Here is a 17,313-nt window from a genome sequence, read left to right as displayed (position 1 = left end):
CCTGAGGTACCGGCCCTTTTCTCTTGCTGCTTGCTGCTTGCAAATCGGCAGCGTCGATCAGCCCGCCTGACGCAGCGCGGCGGCTTGCTCGCCACGCTTGCCCATCAGCAACTGCACGACCACCGCAACGATGATGTTGAAGGCCAGTGCAGCCAGGCCCGTGTAGACGGTGTACTTGTCGCCGCCAATCACAAAGGTGTGCACGGGCTTGATGCCGTCGGAGAACGCCAACCAGCTGCCGGCGATCATGCCCGCCGCCCACCCGGTCAGCAGCGCCGGTGCACGGAAGCGGTTCGAGATGTTGAACAGCCCGAACACCACCGACGGGAAGGTCTGCACGATCCACACGCCGCCCAGCAGCTGCAGGTCGAGCGCGAACTTGGTCGGCAGGAACAGGATGAACACCAGCGCGCCCGCCTTGACGATCAGCGAGATCACCTTGGCCACCTTTTCCTCGCCGGCGTGCGAGAGGTCCGGGGCCACGTAGGGCTTCCAGAAGTTGCGGGTGAACAGGTTGGCCGCACCAATCGACATGACCGCCGCCGGCACCAGCGCACCGATGGCGATGGCCGAGAACGCAAAGCCCGTGAACCAGCTCGGGAACAGCGCGTTGAACAGCGCGGGCACCACGTCGTTGTTGTTGGTGACCTTGATGCCCGCGGCGTAGGCCATGAAGCCCAGCAGCGCGATCAGGCCCAGCAGCACCGTGTAGGCCGGCAGGAAGACGGCGTTCTTGCGGATGGTGTCTGCACTGCGCGCGGCAAAGATGCCCGTGAGCGTGTGCGGATACATGAACGCGGCCAGCGCCGAGCCAATCGCCAGCGTGGCGAACGGCAGGAACTGCGCAGGCTTGAGCGTCAGGCCCGTGGCGCCGCCCTTGATGGCAAACGCATCGTGCGCATTGGCGAACACCGCGCCGTAGCCGCCCAGCTTGGCCGGCACCAGCACCACCGCCACCAGCACCACGATGTAGATCATGATGTCTTTGACGAAGGCGATGAGCGCCGGCGCCCGCAGGCCGGCGGAATACGTGTACAGCGCCAGGATGATGAAGGCGGCCGCCAGCGGCAGCTCGCCCGTCAAGCCCAGTGCCTTGATCACGACTTCCATGCCGATGAGCTGCAGGGCGATGTACGGCATCGTCGCCACCACGCCCGTCAGCGCCACCGCAAACTCCAGCGCGCGCGAGCCGTAACGGCCGTACACCGCATCGGCCGCCGTGACGTGGCCGTTGGCATGCGCCACCTTCCACAGCTTGGGCATGATCAGGAAGACGATCGGGTACACCAGGATCGTGTACGGCAGCGCGAAGAAGCCATACGCACCCACGGCATACACGAGTGCCGGCACGGCGATGACGGTGTAGGCGGTGTAGAAATCGCCGCCCACCAGGAACCACGTGATCCAGGTGCCGAAGTTGCGGCCGCCCAGGCCCCATTCTTCAATGTGGGCGCCCTTGTCGGAGTTGCCGCGCTGCCAGCGCGAGGCGATGAAGCCCAGCACCGTGACCAGCGCGAAGAAGAAGATGAAGACGCTGAGCGCCGTCCAGTTGATCTGTCCGTCCATCATTCTTCTCCTTTGCTCTGACCGTTCTTGAAGACGATCCAGATCAGCAGCGAGGTGAGCGGCACCCACAGGAACTGGTACCAGTAGAAGAACGGAAAGCCGAACAGCGCAGGCGTTTCCTGGTTGTAGAACGGCACCCACAGCAGGCCGATGAAAGGCAGTGCGAGCAAGAACTTCATGGGTTGTCTCCTAGTTCGGGGACTTCGGATGTTGTTTTGAACCGGTGAGGTGCCACGCCCGATGCGTGACCAGACGGATGTCTGACGGTGTGCTTTCCGTCTTGTTGTTATCCGGCGCACTGTGAGCGCGCGCCTTCCGGAGAACCATCCGCACCTGTACGCAGCAGCCACACGTAGTACTACGCAGTAAGCGTAGACTTTTCGCGTGAAATAACCAATCGCTAAGGTGGGCGCGGGTTTCCTAGGGTTTTCACGAATTCCTGTCACGACAGACATCGGTCGATTGCAGGTGCCCAACATGCAAGCGGCTGCGGTGCCGCATGGCACCACGCACAACGGGGAGCCGCAGTGGCTCCCCGTTGGTTGTTGTGGCGCAGCATAAGCCCTGGCGTGCCCAGGGTTTCTGCAGGGTGCGGCGCTGCCGCTCTGCCGCCTGCTTGCCCGTTCCGGCGCATGCCGCGCTTGCCGTCGTCGTAGCGGAACGAACCGGCTTTCGGTGCGGCCCGCATACGGACGCCACCCCACGGCCAGCCTATCCATTCCAATTCGACTATTAAAGACGGAGTTGATTGGACAGATCGCCGTATTCGTCTCAAGACAATCAAGGTTTTATGCGCCGCCTTTGACACTGACTTTACGCACGATGCGGCGATCTTCAGGCTGCTTGATTCAAAAGGAAATCGTTTGCCAGCAACCCGCAAACGGCCTAGCCATGAGCAAAAACCCCTAAACAACATTATATTCAAGCGCCTGTTTCTTTAGAGCAAACATTCAAAACCGCGCTGCGTTTTTATTTTGTTTTCAATCTTGCCAAGGAAATAGGGGTAACGTGGCGCCGTCTTACCCATTCACATCCCACTTAGCCCGGCTTCCCCTCGCCGGGTATTTTTTTGGCAGGCCTTCGGAGGGCCACGCTTTCGACGGTCGGCCGTATCGCTGGAGACCTTGCGCAGCGCTCAGCGGCGCTCGGCGTGGATGAGGCAACGGTGCGCACCCAGGCCGAGCACCGTCATGCCTGAGTGACGCCGGTGGTCAGTGCCCGGCAAAGGCCAGCACTTCCGGCAGGCGCGCAAGCAGCGCGTCGCGCGAGCGGATGCCGCCCGATGTCGGCTCGACCTTGTCGTCCTGGATCAGGTTGGCAAACACGTAAGTCTTGTCACCCTTCTTGGCCCAGCCGACAAACCAGCCGTAAGCGTGCGCCTGGTCCCACGTGCCGTCGGGCGACGTATTGCCCGGCGCCGGGCCAGCGGTGCCCGTCTTGCCCTGCACTGACCAACCGCCCGGCACCTGCCAGGTCTGCACGGTACGGTCGACCATCTCGTAAGTGCGCGCAGACACCGGCAACTGCCGATTGACGATCCTGCGCATGAAGCCGACTTGCTCCTCCGGCGAGATCTTCAGCGACGAGGTGATCCACGAGCGGTCCATGCCGTTGTTCTTGCCCGGGTCTCCGCTCACATCCATGTTGCCGTAGTCGAGCTTGCGCACATAGGCCTGGAACGCTTGCGCGCCCATCGCATGCGTAATGCGCTGCGAATACCAGACCACCGAATACTTGAGCCACAGCGCCGGGTCGACGGGCTGGCGCCAGGCTTCGCCGCCCCAGTCGGGATCGCCGCGCCTGAAGTGCTCGACCGGGGTGTGCTCGTCTTTCAGGAAGCCGTGGTCAAAGCCCATGACGGCCAGTGCGAGCTTGAAGGTGGAAGCGGGGGTCACGCGCTCGTCGCACTTGCCTTCGTGCAAGACGGCCTTGCCCGTGGCGGCATCGGCCACGATCGTGCAGATCGGGTGCTCGGCGTGGGCAAACGTGGCAAGCGCGGCCAGCAGGGCGCCGGTGGCGGCGTGGCGGAGTTTCGTCATCGATCAACCTCATGTTGGGGGGAATGCGGACAACTGCGCCGCAGCGTAGCAGCGAGGTCCCCGCGCTGCTGACCGCCACACGCGTAACGGCTGTAACGCCAGCGCGCCGGCGCGCCGCAGGAATAGCCGAGCAGAAAAGAAGGGCTTGCAAATTTTTTTGGGGTCGGTAGAATGCGCCGCTCACCTAGCCCAGGTGGCGGAATTGGTAGACGCACTAGTTTCAGGTACTAGCGGGTAACTCCGTGGAGGTTCGAGTCCTCTCCTGGGCACCAAGATACAGTCCCAAGCAGTTCAGGGGCGACCAAAAAACCCGCGTGGCGATGAGCCTCGCGGGTTTTTTGTTGTCCCGACGGAGGCGGTCCGCACATCGTCCTGAGCCGCCTCACATCGCCCCATGACCCCCAGCGCCGCCGATGCCATGCACAGGCAGAGCACCGCACGCGGTAGCGGCATCCGCCGGACAAATGCGCCCGCGGCGTCAGGGGCTTTGCAGCGGCAAGACGAGCCGAAAACACGTGCCCCGCCCGACTTCGCTGCGCACGTCGATCTGCCCACCATGCTTGCGCACGATACCGTAGGAGATGGACAGACCGAGCCCCGTTCCCAGGCCCACGGGCTTGGTCGTGAAGAACGGGTCGAAGATGCGGCTGAGGTGCTCGGGCCGAATGCCGCCGCCGGTGTCTTCCACCTCCACCCAGACGTTGTCCGCATCATGGCCGGTTCGCAGCGTGATGCGGCCGTGCTCTTGAATGGCTTGTCCGGCATTGACAAGCAGGTTCATGAAGACCTGGCTCAGTTGTGTGGGCCTGCACGCGATGTCCGGGGTTCCGCCATATTCACGCACCAGTTCCACCTTGTACTTCAGTTCGTTCCAGACGATCTTGATGGTGGTTTCCAGACACGCTTCAAGATTGGCAGGCTGCGGCTGCGCTTCTTCCACATGGGAGAAATCCTTGAGACCCTGCACGATGGTCTTGACCCGCTGCAGCCCCTCTTGGGATTCCGCCAACAGGGCCGGCACATCTTCGCGCACGTATTCAAGATCCGCCGCCTGCTTGACCTGCGCAAGCGCAGCGCGCGAGGCAGGCGCCAACTCTGCCTCGTGGGATTCATAGGCTGACAGCGCGTCGAGCAATCCGCCAACGTAGCGCTGCAAACTGCCCAGATTGGCTTTGACAAACGAGACGGGATTGTTGATCTCGTGGGCCACGCCGGCCGCGAGCTGGCCGATCGACGCCATCTTTTCCGATTGCAGCAGCTGCCCCTGCGTCTGGGCCAGTTCATGCAGCAGCTGCTCCTGACGCGTACGCTCGGCCTGCAGCGCCTCGTGCGCCAAGGCAAGCTGCCATCGGTCACGCTGGAATTGTTCGACTGCGCGCGCCATCTGGCCGATCTCATCGTCGCCGTCGACCGGGACCGCACTGGGCGCGCCGTCCGAATGCCCTTCGCGCAAGCTGCGGCTGACCTGCAGCAAGCGCTGAAGCACATGGCGCCCGAGCAGCCCGTAAGCGGCCAGGCAAGCGAATACCACACTGGTGGCAAGCAGCGCTGTCACCCAGTGCTGATTGCGCTCGGAAACCACTGCCAATGCTTGCATCGCCTGTTGAAACGCCCGCGTGTGCTGCTCCGACACTTGCTGCGCCGAGACCACCATGGCGCCGGCCTGCATGTAAAGCGCATCCAAGGAACGGCGCCCGGCAAGGCTGCGTTCGGATGCCGGCGTCTGCAGGCTGCGGCAGTTCCGGCACGCTGCAGCTCGCTTTCCCACCATTGCGCGACGATATTGACGACGTTGCGAAACAGCTGAGTCGACTGATGCAGATCGAGCACTTCAATGTCGTCGTCGGTTGCAGCGAGCCGTTCGGACAACTGCTCGAACGCTTCCAGGTTGCGCAAAATCTCCGCGTAGTGCCGACGCAGGGCTTCCACCGACGAGGTCTTTTCCAACTGCGCGGATTCGCGCTCAATCAACAACGTGCGCTGAACGAGTTCCTGCGCCTCGCGCAATTGCATGAGCTGCTCGCTGGCCAGCCTGCGCGTGGCTTCTGCCGACGTGCGCAGCGCATAGACCGCCGTGATGCCGCCTGCCGAGATCAACAGCGCCAGCATGGCGACGACCAGCATGAATTGACGCCCGAGCGATCTCGGCCACAGACCGTACCGCGGCATGCGCGCGCACCGGATAGCAGCGGCTGCGCTGAACATTCAACGGCCCCATATCCGGCGATACACGGCACGGTAGCCGTTGTCGGGGTCGTATTGCCCGAGCGGCCCGCCATCGAAGGCGACATTCTTGGCCGTCACCAGATGCACCGGAGCCACATAGCCGGTGACCGCCTGATGGGCGAGCAGCCGGTTCACTTCGTCCACCAGTTGCCAGCCTTGCAGGTTCAACGGCTCGGCCACCGTGCTCGTCTGGAACGCGCCGGCCTGGATGCGCAGGAACGCCGCGGCACTGCCGTCGCCGGCAGACAGCATGTGAATGCCGTCGGGCTTGCCGGCGCGGGTCAGCTCGGCGGCTGCGTAATCGAAGTAGATGTCGTTGATGGCCAGTGCATGCGTCCACACGCGGCCATGCCGTTCCAGCAGACGCCGCATGACGGCGGGCATGGCCTGCGCGCTGCCGGAGATCGGTACGTCCTCGACGGCCAGCAAGCGGCAGCCCTTGCATGCGCGGATCACCTCGGCCATGGCTGCAGCCTTCGCACTGGCAATCTGGAAGTTGGAGTCGGTAAAGATGACCACGTTGGCATGGCCGCCGGATTCCACTACAGCCGCCATGGCCGTGAGGCGGGCGACAGCCATCGGGTCGGTGGAGACATTGATGGCGATCGGGCTGTCAGCGATGGTGCCGGCCGTGGCGGCAACGTGCCACCCGACTACGGGCCTGCCCTGCCGTACGAACGGCAACAACGCTGCCTGCATTTCGCGAGCGTCGCCTCCCACGAGCACCACGCCGTCCGGTTGCAGCGCCAGGGCCGATGCCATCGCACGCTTGCGCCCCTCGGGCGTCCCGACGGCGTCAAAGACGCGGATTTTCCAGCCGATGGCCCCAGCGGCCTCCTTGATGCCTTTCGCAACGCCAAGGATGCCGCCGTTGCGCAGGTCTTCACTCACGACCGCCAGCGTGATGCCGACCGGCGCACGAGGGCCCGTCTGGGGACCATCCCAACGGGCCCCGTGTTCGCTGGCGCGCGCGACGATCTGCTGCATGCGTGCGTCGTCGGCGATGACGCCGGAGGCCACCGCCTGGCCCGCCATCGCTGCGCACCCGCATGCCCACAGCAGGTATGCACGCATGCGCTTGACGCTGCTTCGGATCATCGCCGCCTCCCGGTCATCCGTCACGCTGCTGGTGGAGCCTCTGCTGCAGGCGTCGCATTCGGCACGGGCGCATAGACAAGAATCGCGAACGGCACATCCTCGTGGGTTTCGAAGCGTTTGATCTGCAAGACCTGATGAGCACTGACGATGCTGTCCCGTGTAATGAGCAGCACACCGCGGCGCGTAAGCAGATCGTCGGCCAACCGCATGCCTTCCCGCAGTTCGGCTGCAGTGATCTGCCGCACGGGCATCACCTCGCCCTGCTGGCGGAGCACGGCCACGAAGCGCACGACCACATCGGGGTCATAGCGCAGGCCCGATTGCGCCTTGATCATCTCCAGGGCTTGATCGCCCGAAACGTGGTTCTTGACGATCTCGCCTGCCAGCAGCCCCTCGAAATCGCGAGCCACAGCCACGATGCGTGCGCCGATCGGGATGGCCGATCCGGCAAATCGATCGGGCGTACCGCGGCCATTGAAGCGTTCGTACTGGTGCCGGATGATCTGGGCCACGTGCTCGAGCTGCGGCACGGGTGTGAGCACCATCTGCGCACGCAGCGGATGCTGATAGAACTGCTGTGCCTGTTCAGCCGAGAGCCTGTCGAGCGATGTACGCAACAGCGCATCGGGCAGCGACAACTTGCCGATGCCGTGCAGCAGGCCCGCGTGGAAAATGTCCTGCACCTGCAGCCCGGTCAGCCCGCATTCGATGGCAATGCGGCGTGCGAGATCGGCCACGCGCAGCGACTGGCGCGCCATGGCACCGCAGCGCATCTCGATCATGCTGGCGCATACCTTGACCATATTGGTGAAGTTCGCTTTCTGGTCACGCTGCGCGCCCTCCAGGAACATCACGGTCTGGCGAATCTCTTCGGTACGGGCCTGCACCTGGGTCTCAAGCCCGGCATTCAATTGCTGCAGCGTCTCGTTCTGGCGCTGCGTCAACTCGCTCAGGCGCCGCGCCTCGCATGCGAGCGTGCGCTGCTCGATCGCATGCTTGACGGTGAGCAGCAGATCCTGGTCGTCCCACGGTTTGTTGAGGTAGCGATAGACGCCGCCCTCGTTGATGGCACGCACGGCCGAATCGACTTCGGAGTAGCCGGTGAGCAGGATCCGCATGATGTCGGGATAACGCTCACGGGCACGTGCCAGGAACTCGGCGCCGTTCATACCGGGCATGCGCATATCGGAGATGATCAGATCCACCGGATACACCGACAACATGTCGAGCGCGGCGGCACCACCGTCGGCGGTGATCACGCGGTAGCCCGTGGGCCGCAGCAGCCTGCGCAGCGACGAGAGCACGCCTGGCTCATCGTCAACCAGGAGGATCAAGGGCGTGGCTTCGGTAGGCGTTGCAGGGGTCGGGGCGCTGTCGGGCTGCGCGTCGGTCTTGATGTCGGGCGCACTCGCTAGCGCGGTGTCTTCGTCGTAAACAAGCATGGCTGTCGTCTCGGTTCGATGGCTGGGGGGCGCGTCTCAGAGCGCCTGCAGGAATTGCTCCAGCGCCTGCTTCATTCTTCGGATGGCGGTTTCAGGCAACAGCATCACCAACTGGGCCACAAAGCCGCCGCGCTCGAGGGTGAAGCGCACCTCCAGCAACAGGGCCACATCCCAACGATCGAACTGTTCGCCTGACAAGGCTTGCTGGAGCACCGCAGTGGGAACAAAGCTTGGCCGCGAAAACGACAGGTTGCGGCCGAGTTGCTCAAATACGCTGCGTACACAGGCCCCGACGAGCAGGTTGGCAATGTCGGACAGGGCTTCGCTTTCGCTGTTGACGTCGGCATCGCCGTAGCCCATCAGTTCTTCGAGTTCTTCGCGGCCGTCGTTGCCGAACAGCACGATCGCCTCGCCGGAAATGTCGGACTGAAATGCCTGACGCACAGGCGATGGCGCGTCGCCCGCCATATCGCGGCCCAGCAGTTCGCCCTTCAGTTGTGCCGCGTTGACCAGCTTGATGCCCGGCACCGACAGCGTCACAAATGCGCCCAGCAGTTCCGCCAGCGCCGCCCCCGCCTTGCCCATGCCGATATTGGCGATTTCCTGCAGAGCGTCGCGCTGGTCTTCGTTCAGTGTCAGGTCATTCATAGAGACCGTACCCCCGCAGGATGGGAACAATGCGCTCGGCCGAGACGGGCTTCGCAATGAAGCCGATGGCGCCGAGGTCCTTGACGCGCTCGACGGCGCCCGACTGGATGTCGGCAGACACCACGATGACGAAGGCGTCGTCGCCGGCCTTGCGGATGTGCTCGAGCACCTGGAAGCCATCCATGTCCGGCATCGTCAGATCGAGGAAAACGACCGTGCCTTTGCCGGCGCGAAACAGCTCCAGCGCTTGCACACCGTTGGAGGCCTGCGTGACCTCGACATCCCAGTCGTCGGGCAACGCGTTGATCAGAAGCTTGCGTGCCAGCGACGAATCGTCGGCAACGAGCACAGGTAGCGCCATGATGTGTCCCCCTTCAGGCGTAGAGCGTGAGACTTATGTAGCGGCCAGCGCAGTGGCAGCCGGCAATTGTTGTTCGACAGGCGGGGCGTCCGGCCTGCAACGTGGCAAGGTGACACGGAAAGTCGTGCCCTCGCCGACCGTGCTCGACACGTCGATGCGCCCGCCATGCGATCTGACGATGCCGTAGGTGAGCGACAGCCCCAACCCGGTGCCCTTGCCAACCGGCTTCGTGGTGAAAAACGGATCGAAGATGCGCTTCAGGTTTTCGGGTGCGATGCCGCTGCCGGCATCCGCCACCTCAAACCAGATCGAATCAGGGTGTGTCGGATCGGCCCCGGTGCGAACGGCAATGGTGCCGCGCTCACCGCCCTGCGTGGCCTTGCCCGCATATGACTGCGCCGCGTTGACCACCAGGTTCAGCACCACCTGATTGATCTGCGACGGGATGCAGGTTACGGGCGGCAACTCGCTGTACTCGCGCACCAGGTCAGCCTGGTACTTGATTTCGTTGTGGACGATGTTCAGCGTCGACTCGATGCAGCGGTGAATGTCGACCTGGTCCCACTGGTGGGCGCTGTCCACGCGGGAGAAATCCCTCAGGTCCACCACGATGTCGCGCACGCGGGTCAGGCCTTCCTGCGATTCAGCCACCAGTGCGGGCCCGTCTTCGGCCAGGAATTCGATGTCAGCCGCCTGCGCAAGCGCCAGAAGCTGCCCATCGAGCGAGGGCGCGTGACGGCCAATCAACTGATCCAGATGACGAGCGTAGTCGAGCAGCGTGTTCATGTAGCGCTGCAGGCTGTTCAGGTTCGAGAGCACGAACCCCACGGGGTTGTTGATCTCGTGCGCAATACCGGCAGCGAGCTGACCAATGGCGGCGAGCTTTTCCGATTGCAGCAATTGCTGGTGTGCCTGGGCGAGCTCTTCGTTCAGCGCGCTCAGCTGCGCGTTACGAACAGTGAGTTCCTGCAGGGCATCGGTTACGGTTTTTTCGCGCTTCTTCAATTCGCCGTACGCCAGGCACACGTCGGTCGCATCGAGCAAGGTAATTCCTACCGCGATAACGGCACCATTTGCATCTTCGATCGGAATAAAACTGCAGTTCTGCTGCATCCATTCGATCGTGTCGGTTATGGGCCGGGTATGCCGAAAACGGAACAGATACGGGCGGTGCTCCCACGATGTGTACGCAGAGACACCCAGGATGAATACGCTTTCGATTTTCTTGCGCAGCCATTTCTCGGGCAGCTCCGGAAACAGCGCAAACATGTCCTTACCGATCACATCGTCGGCGGAACAACCGCTGTGATATTGCATAAAGCGGTTCCACGACAAAATGTGCATTTCACGATCCACGGAAAACACGCCGCAACTGACCAATTGCGCAATGGCATCAGATAACTGGGGTTGGGTAATGTCTGTCATGTCCGGCACGCTTCCTGCGGCATAAAGATGCCCGCGATCAACCGCCTTTTCCGTGGCGGCTGGTTTATCTATCGACAGAATTTTGCCCAGGCAGATGCGTATAAATCCCTATTAACCCTGGAATATCTGATGGCCGCCATTTACCGCCACATAATCGGAAGTACAGTTGGCGACACTTTTTGCGCATAAAGTGCGCGACTGCCCGCACCTATTGCGCCGCGCTACGGCGGTGGCCCGAAAAACGGGTAGACGGTAATGGGCGGGAAAATGGTTTGGTCAGGGAGAGAGGAATTGGAGCACCTTCTCACCGGTAGCCTCATCGAAGCCGACCTCGAGGCGACAGCGCACATTGCAGAAATTCTCCGCGCAGTGCGCAACCATTTGGGCATGCCCTTCGCATTCGTGTCCGAATTGGTGGGGACGCAGCGCGTTTTCAGGTATGTCGATAGCAACGCGCAGCGGCAACCCTTCAGGGCGGGCGATTCGGGGCCGCTGCGCGACAGCTATTGCGCACAGGTAATTGACGGCCGCCTGCCGCCGCTGATGCAGGACACGGCCGAGCATGCCGCCGCGCGGTCGTTGCCCGCGACAAGCGCGATCCCGGTGGGCGCTTACATCAGCGTGCCGATTCAGTTGACCGACGGATCCGTGTTCGGCACGTTCTGCTGCTTCAGCGACCGGCCCGATTACTCGCTGAATGCGCGCGACCTGGAACTCATGACCGCCTTTTCCGGTGTGATCGCGCGGCAAATCGAGCGACACAAGGCGGCGACACAACAAAAGAACGAAAAACTCTCGCGCATCAAACACACGATCGAACACGACCAATTCTCGGTCTTTTTCCAACCCATACGTTCTTTGGTCAACGGACGGCTGGTCGGGCTCGAGGCCTTGTCCAGGTTCCCCGGTAAACACCCCCGGCCGCCGTATCGCTGGTTTGCAGAGGCCTGGGAGGTGGGCCTTGGTGTTGAGCTGGAAATGCTTGCCATCAAAAAAGGCCTGCGGGCATTGCACTCGATTGGAGGGGCCTATGTAGCCGTCAATGTGTCGCCCGCCACCGTCCTGAGCGGCAAGCTGGAAGCGTTGCTCCATGACGTTCCGCCGCGTCGCCTCGTATTGGAGATTACGGAGCATGCACTGGTCGACGACTACCCGAGCCTGCACGAGGCGCTTGTGCCGCTGCGCCGTCACTTCGTCCGAATCGCCATCGACGACGCGGGTTCCGGCTACTCCACGATGAATCACATCATTGCGCTCAAGCCGGACCTGATCAAACTCGATGCCTATCTGACGACCAAACTGGAAGACGACCCCATCAAGCGGGCGCTGCTCAGGGCCATGGTGACGTTTGCCGACGAAATACGGTGCGACCTCGTCGCCGAGGGTATCGAGACGGAGGCGCAGAGAGCGATACTGGCCAACCTGGGTGTGCGCAACGGGCAAGGCTACCTTCTAGGGCGACCCGCCCCGCTTGAAGCCATTTTGGTGAGCGCCGCGGCGTAGACCAGGCCCGCACGGAATGGCAATCGTCATTGGGCCGCCCGCAGCTTGGACTGCGCCACCCGGTTACGGCCCGTCGCCTTTGCGTCGTACAGGGCTTCGTCGGCCGCACGGATGACGGCCGACATGTCAACGTCCTCTTCCGGCGTCCACGCTGCCGCGCCGATGCTGGCGGTCACCCGGCCATACTCGCTGGCCCTGTGCTCGATGGCGAGGTTGGCAATCGCCGCGCGTATCTTTTCGGCAATGGAGGCCGCGCCCTCTGGCGACGTATCGGGCAAAACCACCACGAATTCTTCACCGCCATACCGTGCGGCACTGTCGGACGGATGGCGAATATTGTCGCCAATGCATTTCGCGACGGCCGCCAGGGCATCGTCGCCGGCTTGGTGCCCGTAGGTGTCGTTGTACATCTTGAAGCGGTCGATATCGACGAACAGCAGGGACAGCACGCTGCGCGTTCGCTTGGCGCGACGCCATTCCTGATCGAGGATTTCGCCCAGGGTGCGACGGTTGTTCAGCCCCGTCAGCCCATCGGTGCGCGCCAGCATGGCGAGTTCCGATTCCGCGCGCATGCGGCGCCGCAGCTGCGCCGCGAAGGCGAAGGACAGTCCGATGAAGCCCAGCGCGAGCGCGGCCATCAACGACGCGATGGTCAGCGCGCGATGCTGCCAGGCCGCGTAAATGTCGGCGTGGGCTTCCGCCACCATGATGATGAGCGGCAGGTTGGGCAGGTTCTTGAAGTAATACAGACGCTCGACGCCATCGAGGGTCGATATGTCCGAAAAACTGCCCTCCGGCGCCAACAGGAACTGCTTGAAGGTACTTGCGTTGCGGATGTTCCGCCCAATCACCTTCACATCGTAGGGCTGCCGCATGACCATCGTGCCGTCTCGCGCAATCAACGCCACCGATCCGTGCGGCCCGAGAGACAGCGCGGCAAACAGCTTGTGGAAATACTCGAGCTGGATCGCAATCAGCACCACGCCCGCAAATGAACCATCCGGCCGGGAAAGCCGCCGGCTCAGCGGGATGCTCGGCGCGCCATCCCGCAAACGCGACGCGTAGGGATTGCCGACGTACAGCCCCACGTTGGGATTGTCGCGGTGCACCTTGAAGTATTGGCGGTCCGAGAAGTTGGCTTTGCGCGGCACATCGCCGGCGGAGTCGATGACGATGTTGCCCTCGGCGTCCAGCACGAGCATCGACCCCAGATACGTTGCCGTTGCAGCACGGTCGAACAACGCGAAGCCGCGCAGGCGCGGGGACGCGTTCATCACTTCAGGATCGTTCACGCCATCGACGACGGCCTGGAGCGACAGCGCATAGAGTTCGAAATTTCTTTCGATATCGCGCTCCGCCAGCAAGGCGAGGTTGCGCGACGCCTCGGTGGCGCGGGCCATCGCGTCCAGCCGGCTCTGGTACAGCACCACCGCGCAGATCACCACCATCGACAGCGCGATGACGACCCCCGCCGCCACGATGGCATGGGGTGTCGTCACCTTGCGGTGATCCCAATGGGAAAAAAGCCAGCGAAGCCGATTGGTCTTGTGATTGCCCTTCACCGTGATCGCCATATTCGTGTGCTCTTGTCGGGAAAACCGCAAAACGCGCGAATACATCAATGCCACCCTCGCCGTGGCCGACCTGACGCCGCAATGGCCGCCGCAGACCCGTCAGAAACAGTCTAGAAGATCGATGATCCTCCGTGCCGGACAGCCGATTCAAACGCCTGACTTCAACACTGCCCTAGGCGATATGGCTGAGACGTTGACGTCTCAAGGTTCCAGGCGGTGGACCGATAAGCCCGGAGAGAACATAAAAAAGAACGGGGTTTCACATGAAAGTTGTCGGTCTCATCAGCGCGGCGTGCGTCGCACTTATGCTTTCCGGATGCGGGGGCGGCGACGGCGGCGGAAGTGCGACAACTGCCGGCACGCAGTCAGCACCTTCAGCACCCTCTGCACCGGGCAAAGTTGTACTGGCTTACGCTGTGAATACAACCGCGTCGCTCACCTCTGCCATGAGCAACACGACTCCCGTGAATGCGGTGTCGATCGACGTCCTGCAGGTTTCTGCCTCCGGCAGCCTGACGGGCACACTTCCCACCAATATCCTGGCCAGCAATCAGGCAGCAGGCAAGGCCTCCTACGCGTGCATCATCGTCGCTCATGGCTCGTCCGGGATCGACCCTGACATCGCCCATGCCGCGCTGGTGACAAACCGGTCCGCTACGCTGCAGAACATCGTTGCGTTGGCGCGCACGCAAAGTCTCACAGGAATCAACCTTGATTTTGAAGGGCTCTATCCGGCCGACCGTGCCGCCTACAGCAGTTTTGTGGCGGAGCTGGCATCTCAACTACATCAGATCCCAGCCAGGCTCGTGGTAAGCGTCCCGCCGAAGCTCACCGATTCGACCACAAACACATGGGCATGGCCCTACGACTATGCAGCGCTTGGCCAATCGGTCGATTTTCTGCAGGTGATGACCTATGACCAGCACTACAGTCGAAGCGCCCCTGGACCCGTTGCAAGCATCTCGTGGATGCAATCTGCGCTGCAATACGCCACGAGCGTGGTACCCGCCGGCAAGATCCTGCTCGGACTTCCTGCCTACGGCTACGACTGGAACCAGACCACCAATACCGGCGTATCGGTGTCATTCAAGGACATGCCAGCTATGCTAAGCGCCACCAAGGCGGTGGCTCAATGGGACGCAGCTACGCTGTCCGCACACATCAACTATGTCGCGTCGGACGGCAGCGCTCACGTCGTCTGGTACGAAACGAGCCAGGGCATCCAGGCCAAAGCCCATCTGGCCAATACCTTGAGCCTCGCCGGGGTGTCAGTTTGGGTGCTGGGAAGCGAAGATTCGAGCTTTTGGGCTGGCGTGTCTGCTGGACTGCAGTAAATCTCCTCTGCGACGCAGCGCCGACGCATCGCGGACTGCGTGCCGCGTTGGCGCCGCTCCGAAGAGCGACCTCCACACTCGCCTACGCCGCAAGCTGCCCTCCGCCTGAATTGGCCAGCTCTTCCGTAGCCCGCATCTGCGGAACAGGTTGGTGCGGTTGCGCTACCCCACGGGTGCCCCATTCCCCAACGTCTTGCGTGCACAACGCCAGAATCGACAAGAAGAACATGTCGAGCACCATCCAAACACCGGCGATGGACACTGACAGGGCACTGACATGCTGCTCCGGGTTATGGCGCCGGGCGTAAAGACCGAAGGCATATCCCGTTGCGACGTACGACGCCATGCCGAGCGCAACGTGCGAGGCCATACTGACCAGTGAACTCGAGACCAAGCTGCCAATCATCACCATCGGCCACAGCACAAGCGACGCGCATTGCACCAACACGTAGACCGCCGTCACCGGGTGCAGAACCTTCACCATTGCATTAAATCGCCTCAGCATCCAGAACAGGTTGCGGAAAGTGCTGCGCCTCCAACGCAACTGCTGCATGAAGAACTGCCGCGAGTTGTTCGGGACTGCCGTCCAGCACTGCGCCTCGATATTGCAGTACGTCTTTAAACCGCGCAGCAGGAGCTGCAGCGTCATAAAGCTGTCTTCCCCGTCCCGCACCCCGATGCCGAACCAGGCTCGCGCCTTGATCTCCGGCTCAATGGCAAGCAAGTGCTCGCGCCGCACGGCGAAGAAACAACCAGAAATGCAGAGCACATTCCGCGTCCAGTTCTGCCACATCTTCGCAACGTGGAACACGTAGTAGTAGAGCAACGTCTGACAGCGCGTGAGCCAGTTCTCGTTGGGATTGCTGATGCCGATTCTGCCTCCGACGGCACCGATCTCAGGGTCCGCGAAACATGCGGTGACCTCGGAGATGGCATTGCAGTCAAAGATGGCATCGGAGTCGATGCAGACGATGATGTCTCCGCTAGCATACGAAAGGGCGTTCAGTAGCGTGTGATGTTTTCCAACGTTCACCGGGTTGCGCAGTGCGCGCACACGCGGCCAGTTCGAGGCAGCCCTCTCGATCCACATATGGGTATCGTCGATGGAGCAGTCATCAACGGCGATCACCTCGAGCCGTTCGGGCGGGTAGTTGCTTGCCATCAGGCTTTCTATCGTCTTGAGAACATGCTGTCCCTCATTGAAGGCAGGCAACAGCACGCTCACCGACGGCTGGAACGTGTAGTCCTTGTAGATGAAAGTGGATCGAAGACCGATACGCGCCAAGAGGGCGAAGACGAAATTGATGGCGATCATCAATAACGGTAGGGCTGACATCACTTCAAGCAGAACTACCATTCACGCACCTTCATTGATTTGATGACGAACTCGACCTCCCGGCCATCCACCGGAGCCGGCTGCCGAAATAGCCAAAGATTGAAACGCAGCGTCTGCGGCTGCGACGCGACATCACCTTCAAAATGAGCTTCCGTGGCGCCTTGCAGGCTGGATGTCCACCGAACGCTGCCCGGCAACCACTGGATACCAAATTGCGCATGGTTCGCTTGATCAGCCACGCGCATTGGCAAGTGCCAACTGCCTGGCCGACTCCTGTACCAGGCGGTGTAATGCACTTGCGGGCCATCGGGACGTCCCCAACGGGCAACTTCGATATCGATCTCGTTTGTGCCGTCGGGACCAACATCCGGAGATGGATAGAAGAAGATACCCAGCGCCACGTTCGCGTCGATGGTGCCGATCGGTCCTGTCACCTCGAATTGGTAGGTACCGAAACGAAACTGCTCGAGCGAAATGATCTCCGCGCAACTGAGGACACCTGAGGGCATCCGGATCAGTTTCAGGTGAAGTTGCCCTGCCGCATCCACCCATACGCCGTCCGCATTCCAACGCTGAGTCGCACACGGCCCACCTTGCTCCGTCCTGACACGCCACTTCATCCCCGCCCAGTCGATGGTGTGAACCTGCGCCATCACCACTGAAACATGAAGGGCAAATGGCAACGCCACGCAGAGGGGGTGCAGCAGGTGGCGAGCACGCATGTAGATTGCACACATACCATCTCGCACGTGTTCAATACA

15 protein-coding genes and 1 tRNA gene are annotated in these 17,313 nt (G+C 62.0%); 3 read left to right on the top strand and 13 right to left on the bottom strand.

Translation table 11 applies throughout. The annotated features are described in order from the left end of the window. Positions 1-57 precede the first annotated feature (57 nt). The 3 genes from mctP to blaOXA all read right to left on the bottom strand — a co-directional run bounded on the left by mctP (position 58) and on the right by blaOXA (position 3,605). Positions 58-1,566, bottom strand: a complete 1,509-nt coding sequence (gene mctP / locus R2676_RS04255) for a monocarboxylate uptake permease MctP (RefSeq protein ID WP_206273997.1) — start codon at positions 1,564-1,566, stop codon at positions 58-60. After that, positions 1,566-1,745, bottom strand: a complete 180-nt coding sequence (locus R2676_RS04250) for a DUF3311 domain-containing protein (protein WP_027679584.1) — start codon at positions 1,743-1,745, stop codon at positions 1,566-1,568. Before R2676_RS04250 ends, mctP begins: the two co-directional genes overlap by 1 nt. A 1,032-nt stretch (positions 1,746-2,777) precedes the next feature. Beyond that, complete coding sequence (blaOXA, locus tag R2676_RS04245) at positions 2,778-3,605, bottom strand: OXA-22 family class D beta-lactamase (protein WP_206273893.1); 828 nt, start codon at positions 3,603-3,605, stop codon at positions 2,778-2,780. A 187-nt stretch (positions 3,606-3,792) separates the two neighbouring features. On the opposite strand from blaOXA, the gene R2676_RS04240 reads away from it, so the two are divergent. After that, positions 3,793-3,877: transfer RNA gene (locus R2676_RS04240), tRNA-Leu, on the top strand. A gap of 206 nt (positions 3,878-4,083) precedes the next feature. Here the strand turns inward: R2676_RS04240 and R2676_RS04235 are convergent. The 7 genes from R2676_RS04235 to R2676_RS04205 all read right to left on the bottom strand — a co-directional run bounded on the left by R2676_RS04235 (position 4,084) and on the right by R2676_RS04205 (position 10,805). After that, the gene (locus tag R2676_RS04235) at positions 4,084-5,202 is read right to left on the bottom strand and encodes an ATP-binding protein (protein WP_316856907.1); all 1,119 of its coding nucleotides are present in this window, start codon (positions 5,200-5,202) and stop codon (positions 4,084-4,086) included. After that, positions 5,157-5,729: a hypothetical protein gene (locus R2676_RS04230; protein WP_316856908.1), complete on the bottom strand. Its 573-nt coding sequence runs from the start codon at positions 5,727-5,729 to the stop codon at positions 5,157-5,159. The genes R2676_RS04235 and R2676_RS04230 overlap by 46 nt, the downstream gene beginning before the upstream one ends. 81 nt (positions 5,730-5,810) lie before the next feature. Further along, positions 5,811-6,929, bottom strand: coding sequence for a substrate-binding domain-containing protein (locus tag R2676_RS04225; protein WP_410482479.1), 1,119 nt, complete (start codon positions 6,927-6,929; stop codon positions 5,811-5,813). A gap of 20 nt (positions 6,930-6,949) precedes the next feature. Continuing rightward, positions 6,950-8,371 carry an HD domain-containing phosphohydrolase gene (locus R2676_RS04220; protein WP_206273891.1) on the bottom strand — a complete coding sequence of 474 codons (1,422 nt, stop codon included), beginning with the start codon at positions 8,369-8,371 and terminating at the stop codon, positions 6,950-6,952. A gap of 36 nt (positions 8,372-8,407) precedes the next feature. After that, on the bottom strand, positions 8,408-9,019 hold the full coding sequence (locus tag R2676_RS04215) for a chemotaxis protein CheC (RefSeq protein ID WP_206273890.1): 612 nt from the start codon (positions 9,017-9,019) through the stop codon (positions 8,408-8,410). Continuing rightward, positions 9,012-9,380, bottom strand: a complete 369-nt coding sequence (locus tag R2676_RS04210) for a response regulator (protein ID WP_206273889.1) — start codon at positions 9,378-9,380, stop codon at positions 9,012-9,014. Before R2676_RS04210 ends, R2676_RS04215 begins: the two co-directional genes overlap by 8 nt. 33 nt (positions 9,381-9,413) lie before the next feature. Further along, on the bottom strand, positions 9,414-10,805 hold the full coding sequence (locus R2676_RS04205; RefSeq protein WP_206273888.1) for an ATP-binding protein: 1,392 nt from the start codon (positions 10,803-10,805) through the stop codon (positions 9,414-9,416). 291 nt (positions 10,806-11,096) lie between these two features. Here R2676_RS04205 and R2676_RS04200 point away from each other — a divergent pair, with 291 nt between their 5' ends. Beyond that, the gene (locus R2676_RS04200) at positions 11,097-12,308 is read left to right on the top strand and encodes a sensor domain-containing phosphodiesterase (RefSeq protein ID WP_206273887.1); all 1,212 of its coding nucleotides are present in this window, start codon (positions 11,097-11,099) and stop codon (positions 12,306-12,308) included. Positions 12,309-12,334: 26 nt separating this feature from the next. On the opposite strand, the gene R2676_RS04195 is transcribed toward R2676_RS04200, so the two are convergent. Beyond that, a complete protein-coding gene (locus R2676_RS04195) occupies positions 12,335-13,756 on the bottom strand; it encodes a sensor domain-containing diguanylate cyclase (RefSeq protein WP_316856943.1) in 1,422 nt (473 codons plus the stop codon). Positions 13,757-14,328: 572 nt separating this feature from the next. Here R2676_RS04195 and R2676_RS04190 point away from each other — a divergent pair. Next, positions 14,329-15,216: a glycosyl hydrolase family 18 protein gene (locus R2676_RS04190; protein ID WP_316856910.1), complete on the top strand. Its 888-nt coding sequence runs from the start codon at positions 14,329-14,331 to the stop codon at positions 15,214-15,216. An 82-nt stretch (positions 15,217-15,298) separates the two neighbouring features. On the opposite strand, the gene R2676_RS04185 is transcribed toward R2676_RS04190, so the two are convergent. Together R2676_RS04185 and R2676_RS04180 are read right to left on the bottom strand one after the other, a co-directional pair. Next, complete coding sequence (locus R2676_RS04185; RefSeq protein WP_206273884.1) at positions 15,299-16,573, bottom strand: glycosyltransferase family 2 protein; 1,275 nt, start codon at positions 16,571-16,573, stop codon at positions 15,299-15,301. After that, the gene (locus tag R2676_RS04180) at positions 16,567-17,274 is read right to left on the bottom strand and encodes a glycoside hydrolase family 16 protein (protein ID WP_316856911.1); all 708 of its coding nucleotides are present in this window, start codon (positions 17,272-17,274) and stop codon (positions 16,567-16,569) included. The genes R2676_RS04185 and R2676_RS04180 overlap by 7 nt, the downstream gene beginning before the upstream one ends. Between the last annotated feature and the right edge of the window lie 39 nt (positions 17,275-17,313).

Origin of the sequence: Ralstonia flatus (genome assembly GCF_958439105.1) — a bacterium.
GTDB classification, from domain to species: domain Bacteria; phylum Pseudomonadota; class Gammaproteobacteria; order Burkholderiales; family Burkholderiaceae; genus Ralstonia; species Ralstonia flatus.
Note: the sequence above shows the minus strand (reverse complement) of the source record. Positions and strands in the feature narration are given on the sequence as shown.

Coding starts and splice junctions, on each gene's coding strand:
- R2676_RS04195 (WP_316856943.1), bottom strand. CDS start 13,756: ATGGTGGTGATCTGCGCGGTGGTGCTGTACCAGAGCCGGCTGGACGCG.
- R2676_RS04185 (WP_206273884.1), bottom strand. CDS start 16,573: ATGGTAGTTCTGCTTGAAGTGATGTCAGCCCTACCGTTATTGATGATC.
- R2676_RS04220 (WP_206273891.1), bottom strand. CDS start 8,371: ATGCTTGTTTACGACGAAGACACCGCGCTAGCGAGTGCGCCCGACATC.
- R2676_RS04225 (WP_410482479.1), bottom strand. CDS start 6,929: ATGATCCGAAGCAGCGTCAAGCGCATGCGTGCATACCTGCTGTGGGCA.
- R2676_RS04210 (WP_206273889.1), bottom strand. CDS start 9,380: ATGGCGCTACCTGTGCTCGTTGCCGACGATTCGTCGCTGGCACGCAAG.
- R2676_RS04180 (WP_316856911.1), bottom strand. CDS start 17,274: ATGCGTGCTCGCCACCTGCTGCACCCCCTCTGCGTGGCGTTGCCATTT.
- R2676_RS04250 (WP_027679584.1), bottom strand. CDS start 1,745: ATGAAGTTCTTGCTCGCACTGCCTTTCATCGGCCTGCTGTGGGTGCCG.
- R2676_RS04205 (WP_206273888.1), bottom strand. CDS start 10,805: ATGACAGACATTACCCAACCCCAGTTATCTGATGCCATTGCGCAATTG.
- R2676_RS04230 (WP_316856908.1), bottom strand. CDS start 5,729: ATGCTGGTCGTCGCCATGCTGGCGCTGTTGATCTCGGCAGGCGGCATC.
- blaOXA (WP_206273893.1), bottom strand. CDS start 3,605: ATGACGAAACTCCGCCACGCCGCCACCGGCGCCCTGCTGGCCGCGCTT.
- R2676_RS04235 (WP_316856907.1), bottom strand. CDS start 5,202: ATGCAAGCATTGGCAGTGGTTTCCGAGCGCAATCAGCACTGGGTGACA.
- mctP (WP_206273997.1), bottom strand. CDS start 1,566: ATGGACGGACAGATCAACTGGACGGCGCTCAGCGTCTTCATCTTCTTC.
- R2676_RS04190 (WP_316856910.1), top strand. CDS start 14,329: ATGAGCAACACGACTCCCGTGAATGCGGTGTCGATCGACGTCCTGCAG.
- R2676_RS04215 (WP_206273890.1), bottom strand. CDS start 9,019: ATGAATGACCTGACACTGAACGAAGACCAGCGCGACGCTCTGCAGGAA.